The organism is Variovorax sp. P4_B10 (assembly GCF_056402375.1).
The window spans coordinates 15,515-29,207 of the sequence record NZ_JBFUHN010000041.1; the positions used below are offsets into that span (position 1 = coordinate 15,515).

Below are 13,693 nucleotides of genomic sequence, written 5' to 3' on the forward strand. Positions count from 1 at the left end.
ATCTCTCGATATGCATCTAAACGTAATCAATGTTTCTCATGCGTGCAAAGCAATCCATCGAGGAGCGGACAGGTGAGCAGGTGTCTGGGCGCTAAAGTCCGCCCAAGTCCAACGACGCAAAGCGACCATGAACATTCGAACGACGCGGCTTGCATGCCAACTGCTCTTGCTGTTCTCAGTAGCGAACCCGGTGTCGGCAGGGACCATCGCATGCGTGCCGAGCCCAGGTGGCGGGGCTGGCCCATTCAACTGGATTCGCAGGATCGCAATCGATGAACACTCGCGGACTGTCAACATGGACGTCGTGCGCTCCAGAACGAAGGACACGGAAACCATGGGCAAGATGCGCGCCGAACTGGTGAGCATGGACGGGACCTCGTCCGGTGAGCCGATCTATGTCTTCAACGCCATTCCATTGGCAGGAGATGAAGTCACGAGCCTCTTCAGACTGTTCAAGTCGGGCGAGTGGCACTTGATCAAGGCGGAGGTGGTTTTCGTGAACAAGGTACCCGCTTTGCGAGGCATCGCGCCGGGCGTGGTCTTCGACTGCAAGCGCTCGGATCTGGGGTGATGCCCTGTGCAACGCATGAAATCGGCACAATGCTGACATGCCAAACATTGCATCCATCCTGAAGGCCGAAATTTCACGCGTGGCTCGTAAAGAGGTTCGCGCGGAAATCGAATCGCTCAAGAAGACGTCCGCGCTCCACCGCTCCTCGATCGCCGCATTGCGCCGGCAGGTGGGCGCGTTGGAAAAGGAACTGCGGCGTGCCAGCCAGGGCTCCTCGCGCCGCGCTCGCGCCGATGAGCCTGATGAGGCGGGCGAGTCCGGCCCCAAGCGGCGATTCAGCGCAACCCGCCTGGCTGCGCATCGCGCCAAGCTGGGACTCTCTGCAGCAATCTACGGGAAGCTCGTGGGCGTGTCCGGTCAGACGATCTACCACTGGGAACAAGGCAAGGCTCGCCCCCGAGCGGCGCAGCTCGAGAGTCTCGCCTCCGTGCGCGATCTGGGCCGACGCGAAGTGGCCGAATTGCTGGAAGCCAACTAGCCTGCATCATTGCCTGCGATACGGTCAGGCAAAAAGAAGCCCGCGCGATGGCGGGCTGAATAGCCCCGTACTTGCATAGGGGCCGGAGGGAGGAGCCCGCCTGGAGGTTGGCGGGCAGGTCGATCATGACCATGGAATTGGGAGGCTTTGAGGAGACGCATTCAACTGCTGCGGAACAGTTGTGCACGTCTCGCAACCCAGTCAATCAGTGGGGTCGGTCTTGCGATCGGCAAGCCTTGCCGTGGACCGCGCGCGCCCTTGGCCTTCGGTTTCTGCGCGAAAACCCCGGTTGACCCATCAGCCTTTTCGTTCGTGATGAGTGGCGCCATGCGAGACCTATTTCACATTTGAGAAAGCGGGTTTGCATCAAACGGTTCGAGCTGTCGTCCACGGCGCGCACCCATGAGTTGTCTTCTGCAGATTGCGCTCGGTCATTCATCGGCCAGAGCTGTCAATCCAAATCCGAACCACTGAAAGGGAAGACTATGAAAGCCAAACTGATCTCGCTCGCCATCGTTGCCGCACTTGCGGCGGGCTGTGCAACCGAGCAAGGAACCCATACGGCCGTTGGCACCGGTGCAGGTGCGGCGGTGGGGGCAGGCGTGGGCAATCTCATCGGTCACGACAAGAAGAGCACCGCAATCGGTGCCGCGGTCGGCGCTGCAGTCGGTGCTGGCGTGGGCTACAACTGGACCAACATTCGCAATAAGCTCTCCGGCCAGACGGCCGGCACGGGCACGCAGATCGTCGATCAGCCAGACGGCTCGCTGAAGCTCAACATCCCCAGCCAGGTGACGTTCGACACCGACAGCGCCACCATCAAGTCCTCGTTTCGCGGTGTGCTCGACGGCGTCACCCAGACCATCTCGCAGGAGCCCGGGATCAATGCCCGCGTGGTGGGCCACACGGACAGCACCGGCAATCCGGATCACAACATGACGCTGTCGCAGCGCCGCGCCCAAAGTGTCCAGGCTTACCTGGGCGACCGTGGTGTGGCGAGAGCGCGTTTGAGTGCCGAAGGACGAGGCGAGACCCAGCCGGTGGCAAGCAATGCAACCGAAGAAGGCCGTTCGCAGAATCGCCGCGTCGAGATCTATCTGAAGCCGATCTCCCAGTAGGCGCGTTGCGGGCTTCTGCGTTGCGCCGTTCYCGGGCGGTGCTGCGGCCCGTGCAGAGTTCAGTGCGCCAGCAGAACCCTTCTCGTTGAAAATCGGATCGATTGCGGCAAACTCTCGGCTCACAGGGGCTTGCAGAGAGAGCGGCCGGCATTTCATATCCGAAGGGTTCTCGTTGAACAAGGCATTCACCAAGGAAACCGATACCGACGCGGACGACGACGGCGCCGAAGGCGCTGCGCCTGCGTTGCCTGCCGGCAGCAAGAACTACATCACGCCGGAAGGTTACGCGCGGCTGCGCGATGAACTGCTCCAGTTGATGGACGAGGAGCGCCCGAAGGTCGTCGAGGCCGTGCACTGGGCCGCCAAGAACGGCGACCGTTCCGAGAACGGCGACTACCTGTACGGCAAGAAGCGCCTGCGCGAGATCGACCGGCGCATCCGCTTTCTCACCAAGCGACTCGAAATCGCGGAAGTGACGGATCCCTCGGTGCACCATGGCCGCGACCAGGTCTTTTTCGGCGCCACGGTTCGCTATGCCGACGAGACCGGCGACGAACGCAGCATCACCATCCTCGGCATCGACGAGGCGGACAGCGCCCAGTCGCAGGTCAGCTGGATCTCCCCGATCGCGCGGGCCTTGCTCAAGTCACGCGAAGGCGATGTGGTGAAGCTGGTGACGCCGGGCGGGGCGCATGAGGTCGAGATACTGTCGGTGAGCTATCCGGCACCGCGTCCGGCTGCGGACTGACGCAACGAACGCAGCCGGTTCTTCTTCAGGGCGCGGGAACTGTCCGCGCAGCCGTCAGCACCGAGGCTGTCCGGCGTGCTGCGCGCAGCACGGCGTCGAGGTGCGTGCGGTCGCGCACGGCGATCACGAAACGCAGGTCGGTCGAATCCTGCGGGGTTTCGTCGGCCATTTCCACATGCGTGATGTCGGCTTCCGCATCGGCCAGCGTGGCGGCGACACGCGCCAGCACGCCCTTGTCGTTGCGCACGGTGATCACGACACCGGTCTCGAACGCGCGCGTCGGCTCGTCCGCCCATTCGACCGCGAAGAAGCGCTCGCTGTCCTTGTGGCGCAATCGCTGGCCGACGCCGCAATCCTCGGTGTGCACCACCAGGCCTTCGCCGTGTCCGAGATACCCGACGATCTGGTCGCCGGGAATAGGCCGGCAGCACAGCGCAAAGCGAACCGACGAGTTCTCGCTGCCGTCGAGCGTCACCGCGCCCTGCGACACGGTTTCGTGCGAGATGAAGCGCTCGCGGCTCAGCAGCAGGGCATCGGGCCGCTCGCCCAGCTCGGCCAGCAGCGCCATGAGCCGCTTGGCGACGATGCTCGCGATGCGCTTGCCCAGGCCGATGTCGGTCAGCAATTCGGAACGGTTGCGGTTGCCGGTGAAGCGCAGCAGCTTTTCCCACATCGCCTGGTGCTCTTCATCCTCCTCGGGCAGCTTGCCGAGGCCTTCGGCGCGCAGCGCCTGTGCCAGCAGCTTCTCGCCCAGACCTTCGGATTCGGCATGCGCCAGGGTCTTCAGGTAGTGGCGGATCTTGGAGCGTGCCCGGCCGGTTCGAACGAAGCCGAGCCAGGCGGGGTTGGGGGTCGACACCGGTGCGGTGATGACCTCGACCACGTCGCCATTCTTGAGCTCGGTGCGCAGCGGCACCTGGTCGCCGTTGATGCGCGCGGCCGAGGTGTGATCGCCGATGTTGCTGTGGATGGCGTAGGCGAAGTCGACCACCGTGGCGCCGCGGGGCAGCGCCATGATCTGGCTCTTCGGCGTGAAGACGTAGACCGCGTCGGGGAACAGGTCGACCTTGACGTGGTCCCAGAACTCGGCGGCATCGCGCGTCTCGTCCTGGATGTCGAGCAGCGACTGCAGCCACTTGGTGCCCAGCCTGTCGTTGCTCGCCGCGTTCGGCTCGGCCGCCTTGTAGAGCCAGTGCGCCGCCACGCCGGATTCGGCCACGACGTGCATGGCCTCGGTACGCAACTGGAATTCGACGCTCACGCCGGCCGGCCCCACCAGCGTGGTGTGCAGCGACTGGTAGCCGTTGAGCTTGGAGATCGCGATGTGGTCCTTGAACTTGCCGGGCAGCGGCTTGTACATCTGGTGAAGGATGCCAAGGCCGGTGTAGCAGGCGATCACGTTCGGCACGATCAGGCGGAAGCCGTAGATGTCGGTCACCTGGGCGAAGCTCAGGTGTTTTTCCTCCATCTTGCGGTAGATGGAATAGAGCGTCTTTTCGCGTCCTGCGATCCGCAGCGTCATGTTGGCGGTTGCAAAGGCGGATTCGACTTCGCGCTGCACTTTCTGGATCAGGTCGCGGCGGCGTCCGCGCGCCTTGGCCACGGCCTTGGACAGGGTGGCGTAGCGCCAGGGCTTGAGGTGCCGGAACGACAGCTCCTGCAGTTCGCGATAAGTCTGGTTCAGGCCGAGCCGGTGCGCGATGGGCGCATAGATTTCGAGCGTTTCGCGAGAAATGCGGGCCCATTTTTCACGCGGCGCATCGGCCAGCGTGCGCATGTTGTGCGTGCGGTCGGCCAGCTTGACCAGGATGACGCGCACATCGCGCGCCATGGCCAGCAGCATCTTGCGGAACGATTCGGCCTGGTTTTCTTCGCGGGTATTGAACTGCAGCTTGTCGAGCTTGGTCAGCCCGTCGACCAGTTCGGCGACCGGGGCGCCGAAGCGCTCGATCAGCTCGGGCTTGGTCACGCCGCAGTCTTCGATGGCATCGTGCAGCAGGGCTGCCATCAGCGCCTGGGCATCGAGCTTCCATTCGGCGCACTGCGCCGCCACGGCGATGGGGTGGGTGATGTACGGCTCGCCGCTGTTGCGCAACTGGCCCAGATGGGCCTCGTCGGCAAAACGGTAGGCGCGGCGTACCAGCTCGGTGTCTTCGGGGCTCAGGTAGTCGAGGCGCGCCGTCAATGCGGCAAAGCTTGCGGCAGCCGCGTTCAGCGCCGCCGGACTCGGCTTCGGCGTGCCCGAGGGGGCATGGGACTGATGTTTGGCAACCGCGCTCATGGCTACCACTTTAGCGTGACCGCTCTATGGGCGCGTCCAGACGTAAAAAAAGCACCGTTTTGCGGTGCCTTTTCGTTGCAGGGCTGCGTCAGATCAGCCCGGCACCTTCTTGAGCATTTCGATCCCGATCTTGCCTTCGGCGATTTCGCGCAGGGCGGTCACGGCGGGCTTGTTCTTGCTCTCGATCTTGGGCGCGTGGCCCTGGCTCAGCATGCGCGCACGGTAGGTGGCGGCCAGGACGAGCTGGAAGCGGTTCGGGATCTGAAGCAGACAATCTTCGACGGTGATGCGGGCCATGATGGGTATCTTTCGGTCGGTGAGCAGGAGATCAGGGGATGTTCAATGCGGCGAAAGTGTCGGCACGTGCACGGCGCTGTGCGGAATACCGAAGCCGCTGAGCGTGGACGATCGCCTTGAGATCAAAAAGCGCGCGCTCAAATAACTCGTTGATTATAACGAAATCGAATTCCCCGGCCCGGGCCATCTCTTCGGCGGCGTTTTTCAGGCGCAATTCGATCACCGAGGCGCTGTCTTCGCCGCGCCGCTCGAGCCGCGAGCGCAATTCTTCCCAGCTGGGGGGCAGGATGAAGATCATCACGGCGTTTGCGAAGGTCTTGCGGATCTGGAGCGCGCCCTGGAAGTCGATTTCGAGGATGACGTCGGCCCCCTGGGCGATCCGCTCCTCGATGGCCCTCTTGGAGGTGCCGTACCGGTGGCCGTGCACATGGGCCCATTCCACGAAGCCGTCCGCCGCAATCAGGGCGTCGAACTCGGACGGGGAGGCGAAGAAGTATTCCCGGCCGTGTTTTTCCTGCCCGCGCGGCGACCGCGTGGTGTGGGAGACCGAGGGCTGAACGGCCGAATCGAGCTCCATGAGCGCCTTGACCAGGCTCGATTTGCCGGCCCCGCTGGGGGCGGCAACCACGAAGATATTGCCAGGGTAGTCCATTCTTTCGCCCGTCATTCGATGTTCTGGACCTGTTCGCGCATCTGCTCGATCAGGACCTTCATGTCCACGCCGATGCGCGTGAGCTCCAGGGCTGCCGACTTGGAGCCCAGGGTGTTGGCTTCGCGGTGCAGCTCTTGGATCAGGAAATCGAGCCGCTTGCCGATTTCGCCGCCCTTCTTGAGCAGCCGCTCGATTTCGTCGAGGTGCGAGTTCAGCCGGGTGAGCTCTTCCGCCACGTCGATGCGGATGGCGAAGGCCGTGGCCTCGGTCAGCGCCCGATCCTGGGCCGCTTCGGGCAGGGTGCCGCCGGTGCCCGTGGTCAGGCCCATGGCCTCCTGCCAGCGCTCCAGAAAGCGGTTGCGCTGCTGTTCGACCAGTTGGGGCACCAGCGGGCCGGCCTGCTGCACCAGGGTGCGCAACTGGGCCAGATGCGATTCGAGCATCTTGGCGAGCCGGGCGCCTTCGCGCTGCCGGGCGGACATCAGGGCTTCGAGCGCCTTGCCGGCCACGTCGAGCAGGTCGCTGCCCCAGTCGCCACGCGCGGTGCTGTCGCCGCCGGCGAGCCGCAGCACGTCGGCCACACTCAGGTCGCGGGCGCTCGGGAGCCAGGCCTTGATGCTGTCCTGCACCCCGTTGAGCCGCTGTAGCAGCTTGACGGAAGGCTCGACGACGCCCGCCTGGGCGGTGTTCTCGATGGCGGCACGCACCTCGACCTTGCCGCGTTTGAGCTTGCCCGTGAGCAGCTCGCGCAGCGCGGTCTCATGCTGGCGCAGTTCCTCCGGCAATTTGAAGGTGAGGTCGAGGAAACGGCTGTTGACCGAGCGGATTTCGACCCCGAGTCGGCCTGCGGCGGAAGGCCGTGCTTCGGCTTCGGAGTGGCTGCCTGCGGACCCATTTTGGCCGCTGGCGTAGCCGGTCATGCTGTAAACTGGCATTGCGCCTCACTGTGGTTTTGCTTGCATGCACCGAGGCGTCGGTACAGCGTTCGCTTGCCGCACCATCGCCTTCGGGCGAAACTCCCGGATTATGTCAAAGGTCAAGCCTTCGCCCCTGTTGCCCGATACGGTCATTGGCGGTTACCGCGTTGTTCGCCGGCTTTCTGCAGGTGGTTTTGGCGTTGTCTATCTCGCCATCGACCCCAGCGGGCAGCAGGTGGCCATCAAGGAATACCTGCCTTCTTCGCTGGCCACCCGCGGGCCCGGCGAACTGCATCCGCAGGTACCGCCCGAAAAACTGTCCCTTTACCGACTGGGGCTGAAAAGCTTCTTCGAGGAGGGCCGCTCGCTCGCGCAGATCTCGCACGCCTCGGTGGTCAGCGTGCTCAATTTCTTCCGCGAAAACGAGACCGTCTACATGGTCATGAACTACTTGGAGGGCGCGACCCTGCAGGATTTCGTGGTCACGGCGCGCGATCTGAAGCGGCAGAAGGTGTTCCGCGAATCGACCATCCGCTCGCTGTTCGACGAAATCCTGCGCGGCCTGCGCATCGTCCACCAGTACAAGATGCTGCACCTGGACATCAAGCCCGCCAATATCTTCGTCACCGACGACGACCGCGCCGTGCTGATCGACTTCGGCGCCGCGCGCGAAGTGCTCAGCAAGGAAGGCATCTTCATCCGCCCCATGTACACGCCGGGCTTCGCCGCCCCCGAGATGTACCGGCGCGACTCGTCGATGGGCCCGTGGACCGACATCTACGCCATCGGCGCCTGCATCTACGCCTGCATGCAGGGCTACCCGCCCAACGATGCGCCGCGGCGCATCGAGAAAGACCGGCTCAGCCTCTCGCTGTCGCGCCTGCGCGGCGTGTACTCCGACAACCTCATCGAGGTGGTCGAGTGGTGCATGTCGCTCGATCCGCTCTCGCGCCCGCAGTCGGTCTTTGCGCTGCAGAAGGAACTGAGCCGCGAAGGCGAGCGCCGCTACACCAAGCTCACGGTCGGTGAGAAGGTGCGGCTGTCGATCGACAACATCCGTTCCTTCGACAAGAAGAGCCTGCCTCGCGCAGTCGCCCCCACCACGCGCCCCGCATGACACCATGAAATTCTCAGTCTTCCAGGTCAGCCGCAAGGGCGGACGTCTCAAGAACGAAGACCGCATGGGCTATTGCTACACGCGGGAGTCGGGCCTGTTCGTGCTGGCCGACGGCATGGGTGGCCACCCCGAAGGCGAGGTCGCGGCCCAGTTGGCCCTGCAGACCATCGCCGCGCTGTACCAGCGCGAGGCGCGCCCGACGGTGAAGGACGTCAAGTCTTTCCTGGCCGAATCGGCCATGGCGGCGCACCAGCAGATCATGCGGTACGCGAGCCACAAGGCCATGCTCGACACGCCGCGCACCACCGTCGTTGCGGCCCTGCTCCAGGGCACGACCGCCACCTGGATGCACTGCGGCGATTCGCGCCTGTACGTCGTGCGCGACGGCCGCCTGCTGACCCGCACGCGCGACCATTCGCACGCCGAACGCCCGAAGCCCCATGGCTCGGACATGCCGGTCAACCGCAACCTGCTGCTGACCTGCCTCGGCTCGCCGACCACGCCGCTGTTCGACATCTCGCCGCCGCTGCAGCTGCAACGCGGCGACCGCATCATGCTGTGCTCCGACGGCGTGTGGGGCGTGCTCGACGATGCGTTGATCGTCCACACGCTCTCCTCCGACAAGCCGGTGTCCGATGCGGCTCCCGACCTTGCCGAGATGGCGCTGCGCAAGGGCGGCGCCCACAGCGACAACGTGACCCTGATCGCGCTCGAGTGGGAGATGTCAGAAACCACGGGCGAGGACCGCGGCATTTCCACCGAAACCATCGACGACGGCGTGTTCGCCTCGACCATCCAGGCCGGCATGCCGTCGGACAACGAGATCGACGACATGGACGAAGACGCCATCGAGCGCTCCATTGCCGAGATCAACGAAGCCATCCGCCGCTCTGCTGCTCGAAAGACCTGAGCGCGTCGTTCCCTTTTTCTTTTTCGAGCTTCCAACAATGACTGCTTTCACACGAAGCGGCGGCCGTGCCGCCGACCAGCTGCGCCCGGTGCGCATCACCCGCGGCTTCACCATCCATGCCGAGGGCTCGGTGCTGATCGAGTTCGGCCAGACGCGCGTGCTGTGCACCGCCTCGGTCGAAGAGAAGGTGCCGCCGCACAAGAAGGGCAGCGGCGAAGGCTGGGTGACGGCCGAATACGGCATGCTGCCGCGCGCCACCCACACCCGCAGCAGCCGTGAGGCCGCCAAGGGCAAGCAGACCGGCCGCACGCAGGAAATCCAGCGCCTCATCGGCCGCTCGATGCGCGCCGTGTTCGACCTGGCCGCCCTGGGCGAACGCACCATCCACCTCGACTGCGACGTGCTGCAGGCCGACGGCGGCACCCGCACCGCCGCCATCACCGGCGCCTTCGTTGCCGCGCAGGACGCGGTCAACAAGCTGCTGGCCGCCGGCACCCTGGCCGCGTCGCCGATCAAGGGCCATGTGGCCGCCATCTCGGTGGGCATCGTCGGCGGCACGCCGCTGCTCGACCTCGAGTACACCGAAGACTCCGCCTGCGACACCGACATGAACGTCGTCATGACCGGCGCCGGCCACTTCGTCGAAGTGCAGGGCACGGCCGAAGGCGTGGCGTTCACGCGCGAAGAGATGAACCTGCTGCTCGGCCTTGCCGAAAAGGGCATCGGCGAACTCGTGACCCTGCAAGAGCAGGCGATGCTATCGAACTAATAGCTACCGACGCCCGTCGAGTGGGCGTCACAGCCCATCTGACTCATTCATGAAACTGGTCCTGGCCTCCAACAACGCCGGCAAGCTCGCCGAACTCCAGCAACTGTTCGCGGAGCTGGCCGTCACCCTGGTGCCGCAGTCGGCGCTGGGGGTGGGGGAGGCTGAAGAACCTTTCCGCACTTTCGTCGAGAACGCGCTCGCCAAGGCGCGCCACGCCAGCGCCGCCACCGGCCTGCCCGCGATGGCCGACGACGCGGGCCTGTGCGTCGATGCCTTCGGCGGCCTGCCGGGCGTCGACACCGCGTTCTATGCCACGCAGTTCGGCTACCCCAAGGGCGATGCCAACAACGTCAAGGCGCTGCTCGAGCAGCTCGACGGCGTGGTCAACCGGCGCGCCGCGCTGGTCAGCACGCTGGTCGCGCTGCGCAGCCACGACGACCCCGAGCCGCTCATTGCCGTCGGCCGCGTGGTCGGCGAGATTGCGCCTGCGCCGGTCGGCGACAACGGCTTCGGTTTCGACCCCGTGATGTACCTGCCCGACTTCGGCAAGACCTTTGCCCAGCTGCCGCCCGAGGTCAAGAACGCCAACAGCCACCGCGGACGTGCCGCGCGGGCCATGCTGGCGTTGATGCGCGAGCGCTGGCTGTAACGCATGGCCACCACTGTCGTCCCGATCCAGCCGGCGCAGCCCGTCGGCGCGCCCCACGCCAACGATGTGCTGCACTGGATGCGGCCCGGCCCGCTGCAGCTGGCGGCGCTGCCTCCGCTCTCGCTCTACATCCACCTGCCGTGGTGCCTGCGCAAGTGCCCGTACTGCGACTTCAACTCGCACGAATGGCGCGCCACGAGTGCGGCCGATGCAGAAGGCATTCCCGAGACCGCCTACCTCGATGCGCTCGTGGCCGATCTGGACGCCGCGCTGCCGCTGGTCTGGGGCCGCACCGTTCACACGATCTTCATCGGCGGGGGCACGCCCAGCCTGTTTTCGCCCCAGGCCATCGACCGCCTGCTGGGCGATGTGCGCGCGCGCCTCAAGCTCGCGCCCGATTGCGAAATATCCCTCGAAGCTAACCCCGGCACCTTCGAGCGCAACCGCTTCCGCGCCTACCGCTCGGCCGGCGTCACGCGCCTGTCGGTGGGCGTGCAGAGCTTCAACGACGAGCACCTGACGGCACTGGGCCGCGTGCACGACCGCGCTCAGGCCATTGCCGCGGTGGAGGAGGCCGCGAGCGCCTTCGACACCTTCAACCTCGACCTGATGTATGCGCTGCCGGGCCAGACGCTCGAGCACCTCGAGGCCGACCTGTCGCAGGCACTGGCGCTCGCGCCGCCGCACATCTCGGTCTATCACCTCACCATCGAGCCCAACACCTGGTTCGCGAAGTTCCCGCCGACACTGCCCGAGGACGACATCGCCTACGCGATGCTCGACCGCATCACCGAGCGAACGGCTGCCAGCGGCATGTCGCGCTACGAGGTGTCGGCTTATGCGCGCGACGGCCACGCCTGCGCGCACAACCTCAACTACTGGCAGTTCGGCGACTACCTCGGCATTGGCGCGGGTGCGCACAGCAAGCTGAGCTTTGCGCACCGCATCGTGCGGCAGGTGCGCTTTCGCGAGCCGCGCCTGTACATGGACAACGCGCGCGCCGGTGCGGCCGTGTCGCAGAGCGACGAAGTGGCGCTGGCCGATCTGCCCTTCGAGTTCATGCTCAATGCACTGCGGTTGAAGGCGGGGTTCACGCTGCCGCAGTTCAGCGAACGCACCGGGCTCGCGATGACGTCCATCCAGCGCGGTCTCGAAGAAGCCGAGCGCAAGGGGCTCGTGGCGCGCGACCTGTTTCGGGTGTGGCCGACCGAGCGTGGGCTGGACTTTTTGAGCGACCTGCAGACGCTGTTCCTGCCCGATGAGAATTGAAGCGCCGCCGTCGGCATAAAATCGACGGTTCCGGAGAGTTGGGTGAGTGGTTTAAACCAGCAGTCTTGAAAACTGCCGACGGGCAACCGTCCGTGAGTTCGAATCTCACACTCTCCGCCACTTGAGCGTTCCGCAACGGCCCGCTAAGTCTCAAAATCCCCCGCTTTCATTGGAGAAACACTGGAAATTCAGTTCCGGAAGGTTCCACTGTTGATCAAATGAGCGTGGAAATCCACAGCCTATGGCCGTGCCTACGCCAACTCCGACGATCGTTGTGCGGCCTTGCCCGTTTGGAATCACTTCTACAACTGGCACCGGCCACATCACGGTATCGCCTGCCAGCCGCCTATGTCCCGAATCGCGAAGTCACGAAAGAACTTCTTGACTCTTCACACCTAGTCACTGCGAATGACATTTGCCAGCCTGGTTACCAGCAGGGGCATGGCATCAACGGGCACTTGGGCGTAGCCCAACAGGAACCCGCGCCAGGGCTGCGCACGCGAGCCCACCGCATGCAGACTCAGTGCCGGCGCCAGGATGCCGATCTTCAATAACCGAGCACTCATGCCCACGTCGTCCTGTTTTTCGTCGTGCAAGCGCAAGGCCAGATGCATGCCGGCGGAGCTGCCGTACACCGTCGCCAAATCACCTAACTGCAATTCCAGCTCTGCGACCAGCGCGTCACGACGCTGGCGGTAGAGGCGGCGCATCCGTCGCAAATGAAGGCTGAATTGACCGCCATGGATAAATTCCGCCAGCGCCAGCTGGTCGGCCGTGCGGCCACGGGGAACGGCTCGCTGCAGCAGATCCGCCAGCGATGGCGCCAATGCCGCCGGTACGACCATGAAGCCGATGCGCAGACCCGGAAAAAGGGTCTTGCTGAATGTGCCCAGGTAAATCACGGGTGCATCTGCAGCCAACCCTTGCATGCACGACAACGGTGGCCCTTCATGGCGGAATTCGCTGTCGTAGTCATCTTCGATGATCAGTGCTGCGGCGCGCCGAGCTTCCTTGATGAGGGCAAGGCGCCGCTCCAGACTCAGCACACTTCCGATCGGATACTGGTGTGATGGCGTGACATAGATCAGCTTGGGCCTGTGGCGCCGCCAATCGGCAGGCGTGGGGGCGATGCCCCCGGCGTCCACCACGATGCCGATCGGCCTGAGTTCTGCTGCGCGAAATGCCGTCATCGCCCCCTGATAGCCCGGGTTCTCTATCCAGACCTTGTCGCCTGCGTCGGCGAAAGCACGGGCACACAGGTCAAGACTGCTCTGAGTGCCATCCGTGATGAATACCTGACCGCTCTCGACGATGGCCCCGCGCGCAACCCGCAGGTGCTCGGCGATGGCTGCGCGCAGCGATGGCTCCCCAGCAGGATCGGCATAGTTGAGCTGCGCGGGCTTCAAGGAGCGCCATGCCCTGTCCAGCAGACGCCTCCATAGAGTCACGGGGAAATCGCCGAGCGAGGGGACACCAGGTGCAAACGCCGCCGACATCTCCGAGTCCGGCAAGGCCGGGGAATTTTCCGCACGTCGCGACAGACCGGTGCGCCGAGAGGAACTGGTGCGAAGGGGCTTCATGGGTGTCTGCAACCCGGCGAGCGGGGCCACCACGCTGCCGTGCCGGTTGGCAAGGATGAAACCTTCCGTGGTCAGTTGGTCGTACGCGTACAGCACCGTGTTGCGTGCGATCTTCAACTCGACGGCCAGCGTGCGACTGGCCGGCAAGCGGGTTCCGGCGCTCAGAGTTCCATTGCGGATGGCTTGGCGCAGGCATTCGTGCAATTGGCGCTGTTGCGACCAGGCCGCGTGGTGTGGTTCTTGCCGGGCTGTCGAAAGCAAAAGCTGGAAGTCCATTCCGTGGCTCCAAAAAATAATCCATCGCTGGATCTTATGAAGGAACCATGTTCTGAATAAA

At 64.6% G+C, this 13,693-nt stretch carries 14 protein-coding genes, 1 tRNA gene and 1 pseudogene; 11 read left to right on the plus strand and 5 right to left on the minus strand.

Annotation, left to right across the window (positions count from 1 at the left end; all coding sequences use genetic code 11):
* Positions 1–127: 127 nt before the first annotated feature.
* From AC1DXX_RS19405 to greB, 4 genes are all read left to right on the plus strand, one after another.
* Positions 128–571, plus strand: coding sequence for a hypothetical protein (locus tag AC1DXX_RS19405; RefSeq protein WP_478135836.1), 444 nt, complete (start codon positions 128–130; stop codon positions 569–571).
* Positions 572–608: 37 nt separating this feature from the next.
* The gene (locus AC1DXX_RS19410) at positions 609–1,049 is read left to right on the plus strand and encodes a helix-turn-helix domain-containing protein (RefSeq protein ID WP_478135837.1); all 441 of its coding nucleotides are present in this window, start codon (positions 609–611) and stop codon (positions 1,047–1,049) included.
* A 485-nt stretch (positions 1,050–1,534) separates the two neighbouring features.
* Complete coding sequence (locus AC1DXX_RS19415; RefSeq protein ID WP_478135838.1) at positions 1,535–2,167, plus strand: YiaD family glycine zipper/OmpA-like lipoprotein; 633 nt, start codon at positions 1,535–1,537, stop codon at positions 2,165–2,167.
* Between the two features lie 172 nt (positions 2,168–2,339).
* Positions 2,340–2,915, plus strand: coding sequence for a transcription elongation factor GreB (greB, locus tag AC1DXX_RS19420; protein ID WP_478135839.1), 576 nt, complete (start codon positions 2,340–2,342; stop codon positions 2,913–2,915).
* 25 nt (positions 2,916–2,940) lie between these two features.
* Here the strand turns inward: greB and AC1DXX_RS19425 are convergent, their stop codons facing one another.
* The 4 genes from AC1DXX_RS19425 to AC1DXX_RS19440 all read right to left on the minus strand — a co-directional run bounded on the left by AC1DXX_RS19425 (position 2,941) and on the right by AC1DXX_RS19440 (position 7,080).
* Positions 2,941–5,196 (minus strand): RelA/SpoT family protein, encoded by a 2,256-nt coding sequence (locus tag AC1DXX_RS19425; protein WP_478135840.1) that lies wholly within the window; start codon positions 5,194–5,196, stop codon positions 2,941–2,943.
* A gap of 93 nt (positions 5,197–5,289) precedes the next feature.
* The gene (gene rpoZ / locus AC1DXX_RS19430; RefSeq protein ID WP_021009011.1) at positions 5,290–5,493 is read right to left on the minus strand and encodes a DNA-directed RNA polymerase subunit omega; all 204 of its coding nucleotides are present in this window, start codon (positions 5,491–5,493) and stop codon (positions 5,290–5,292) included.
* 31 nt (positions 5,494–5,524) lie between these two features.
* Positions 5,525–6,145, minus strand: coding sequence for a guanylate kinase (gene gmk / locus AC1DXX_RS19435; RefSeq protein ID WP_478135841.1), 621 nt, complete (start codon positions 6,143–6,145; stop codon positions 5,525–5,527).
* A gap of 11 nt (positions 6,146–6,156) precedes the next feature.
* Entirely contained in the window at positions 6,157–7,080 is a 924-nt protein-coding gene (locus AC1DXX_RS19440) for a YicC/YloC family endoribonuclease (RefSeq protein ID WP_478135842.1), read from the minus strand.
* Between the two features lie 91 nt (positions 7,081–7,171).
* On the opposite strand from AC1DXX_RS19440, the gene AC1DXX_RS19445 reads away from it, so the two are divergent.
* From AC1DXX_RS19445 to AC1DXX_RS19475, 7 genes and pseudogenes are all read left to right on the plus strand, one after another.
* Positions 7,172–8,179, plus strand: a complete 1,008-nt coding sequence (locus AC1DXX_RS19445; protein ID WP_478135843.1) for a serine/threonine protein kinase — start codon at positions 7,172–7,174, stop codon at positions 8,177–8,179.
* A 4-nt stretch (positions 8,180–8,183) separates the two neighbouring features.
* On the plus strand, positions 8,184–9,089 hold the full coding sequence (locus tag AC1DXX_RS19450) for a PP2C family protein-serine/threonine phosphatase (RefSeq protein WP_478135844.1): 906 nt from the start codon (positions 8,184–8,186) through the stop codon (positions 9,087–9,089).
* A 37-nt stretch (positions 9,090–9,126) separates the two neighbouring features.
* Positions 9,127–9,858, plus strand: coding sequence for a ribonuclease PH (gene rph, locus AC1DXX_RS19455; protein WP_478135845.1), 732 nt, complete (start codon positions 9,127–9,129; stop codon positions 9,856–9,858).
* A 49-nt stretch (positions 9,859–9,907) separates the two neighbouring features.
* Positions 9,908–10,507 carry a non-canonical purine NTP pyrophosphatase gene (locus AC1DXX_RS19460; RefSeq protein WP_478135846.1) on the plus strand — a complete coding sequence of 200 codons (600 nt, stop codon included), beginning with the start codon at positions 9,908–9,910 and terminating at the stop codon, positions 10,505–10,507.
* 3 nt (positions 10,508–10,510) lie between these two features.
* Complete coding sequence (hemW, locus tag AC1DXX_RS19465) at positions 10,511–11,776, plus strand: radical SAM family heme chaperone HemW (protein ID WP_478135847.1); 1,266 nt, start codon at positions 10,511–10,513, stop codon at positions 11,774–11,776.
* A gap of 32 nt (positions 11,777–11,808) precedes the next feature.
* Positions 11,809–11,896, plus strand: a tRNA-Ser gene (locus AC1DXX_RS19470).
* A 117-nt stretch (positions 11,897–12,013) separates the two neighbouring features.
* Positions 12,014–12,175: pseudogene (locus AC1DXX_RS19475) on the plus strand (IS481 family transposase); the annotation flags it as partial.
* Here AC1DXX_RS19475 and pdxR read toward each other — a convergent pair.
* Positions 12,172–13,632, minus strand: coding sequence for a MocR-like pyridoxine biosynthesis transcription factor PdxR (pdxR, locus tag AC1DXX_RS19480; RefSeq protein WP_478135848.1), 1,461 nt, complete (start codon positions 13,630–13,632; stop codon positions 12,172–12,174). The pseudogene AC1DXX_RS19475 and the gene pdxR sit on opposite strands and share 4 nt — an antisense overlap.
* Between the last annotated feature and the right edge of the window lie 61 nt (positions 13,633–13,693).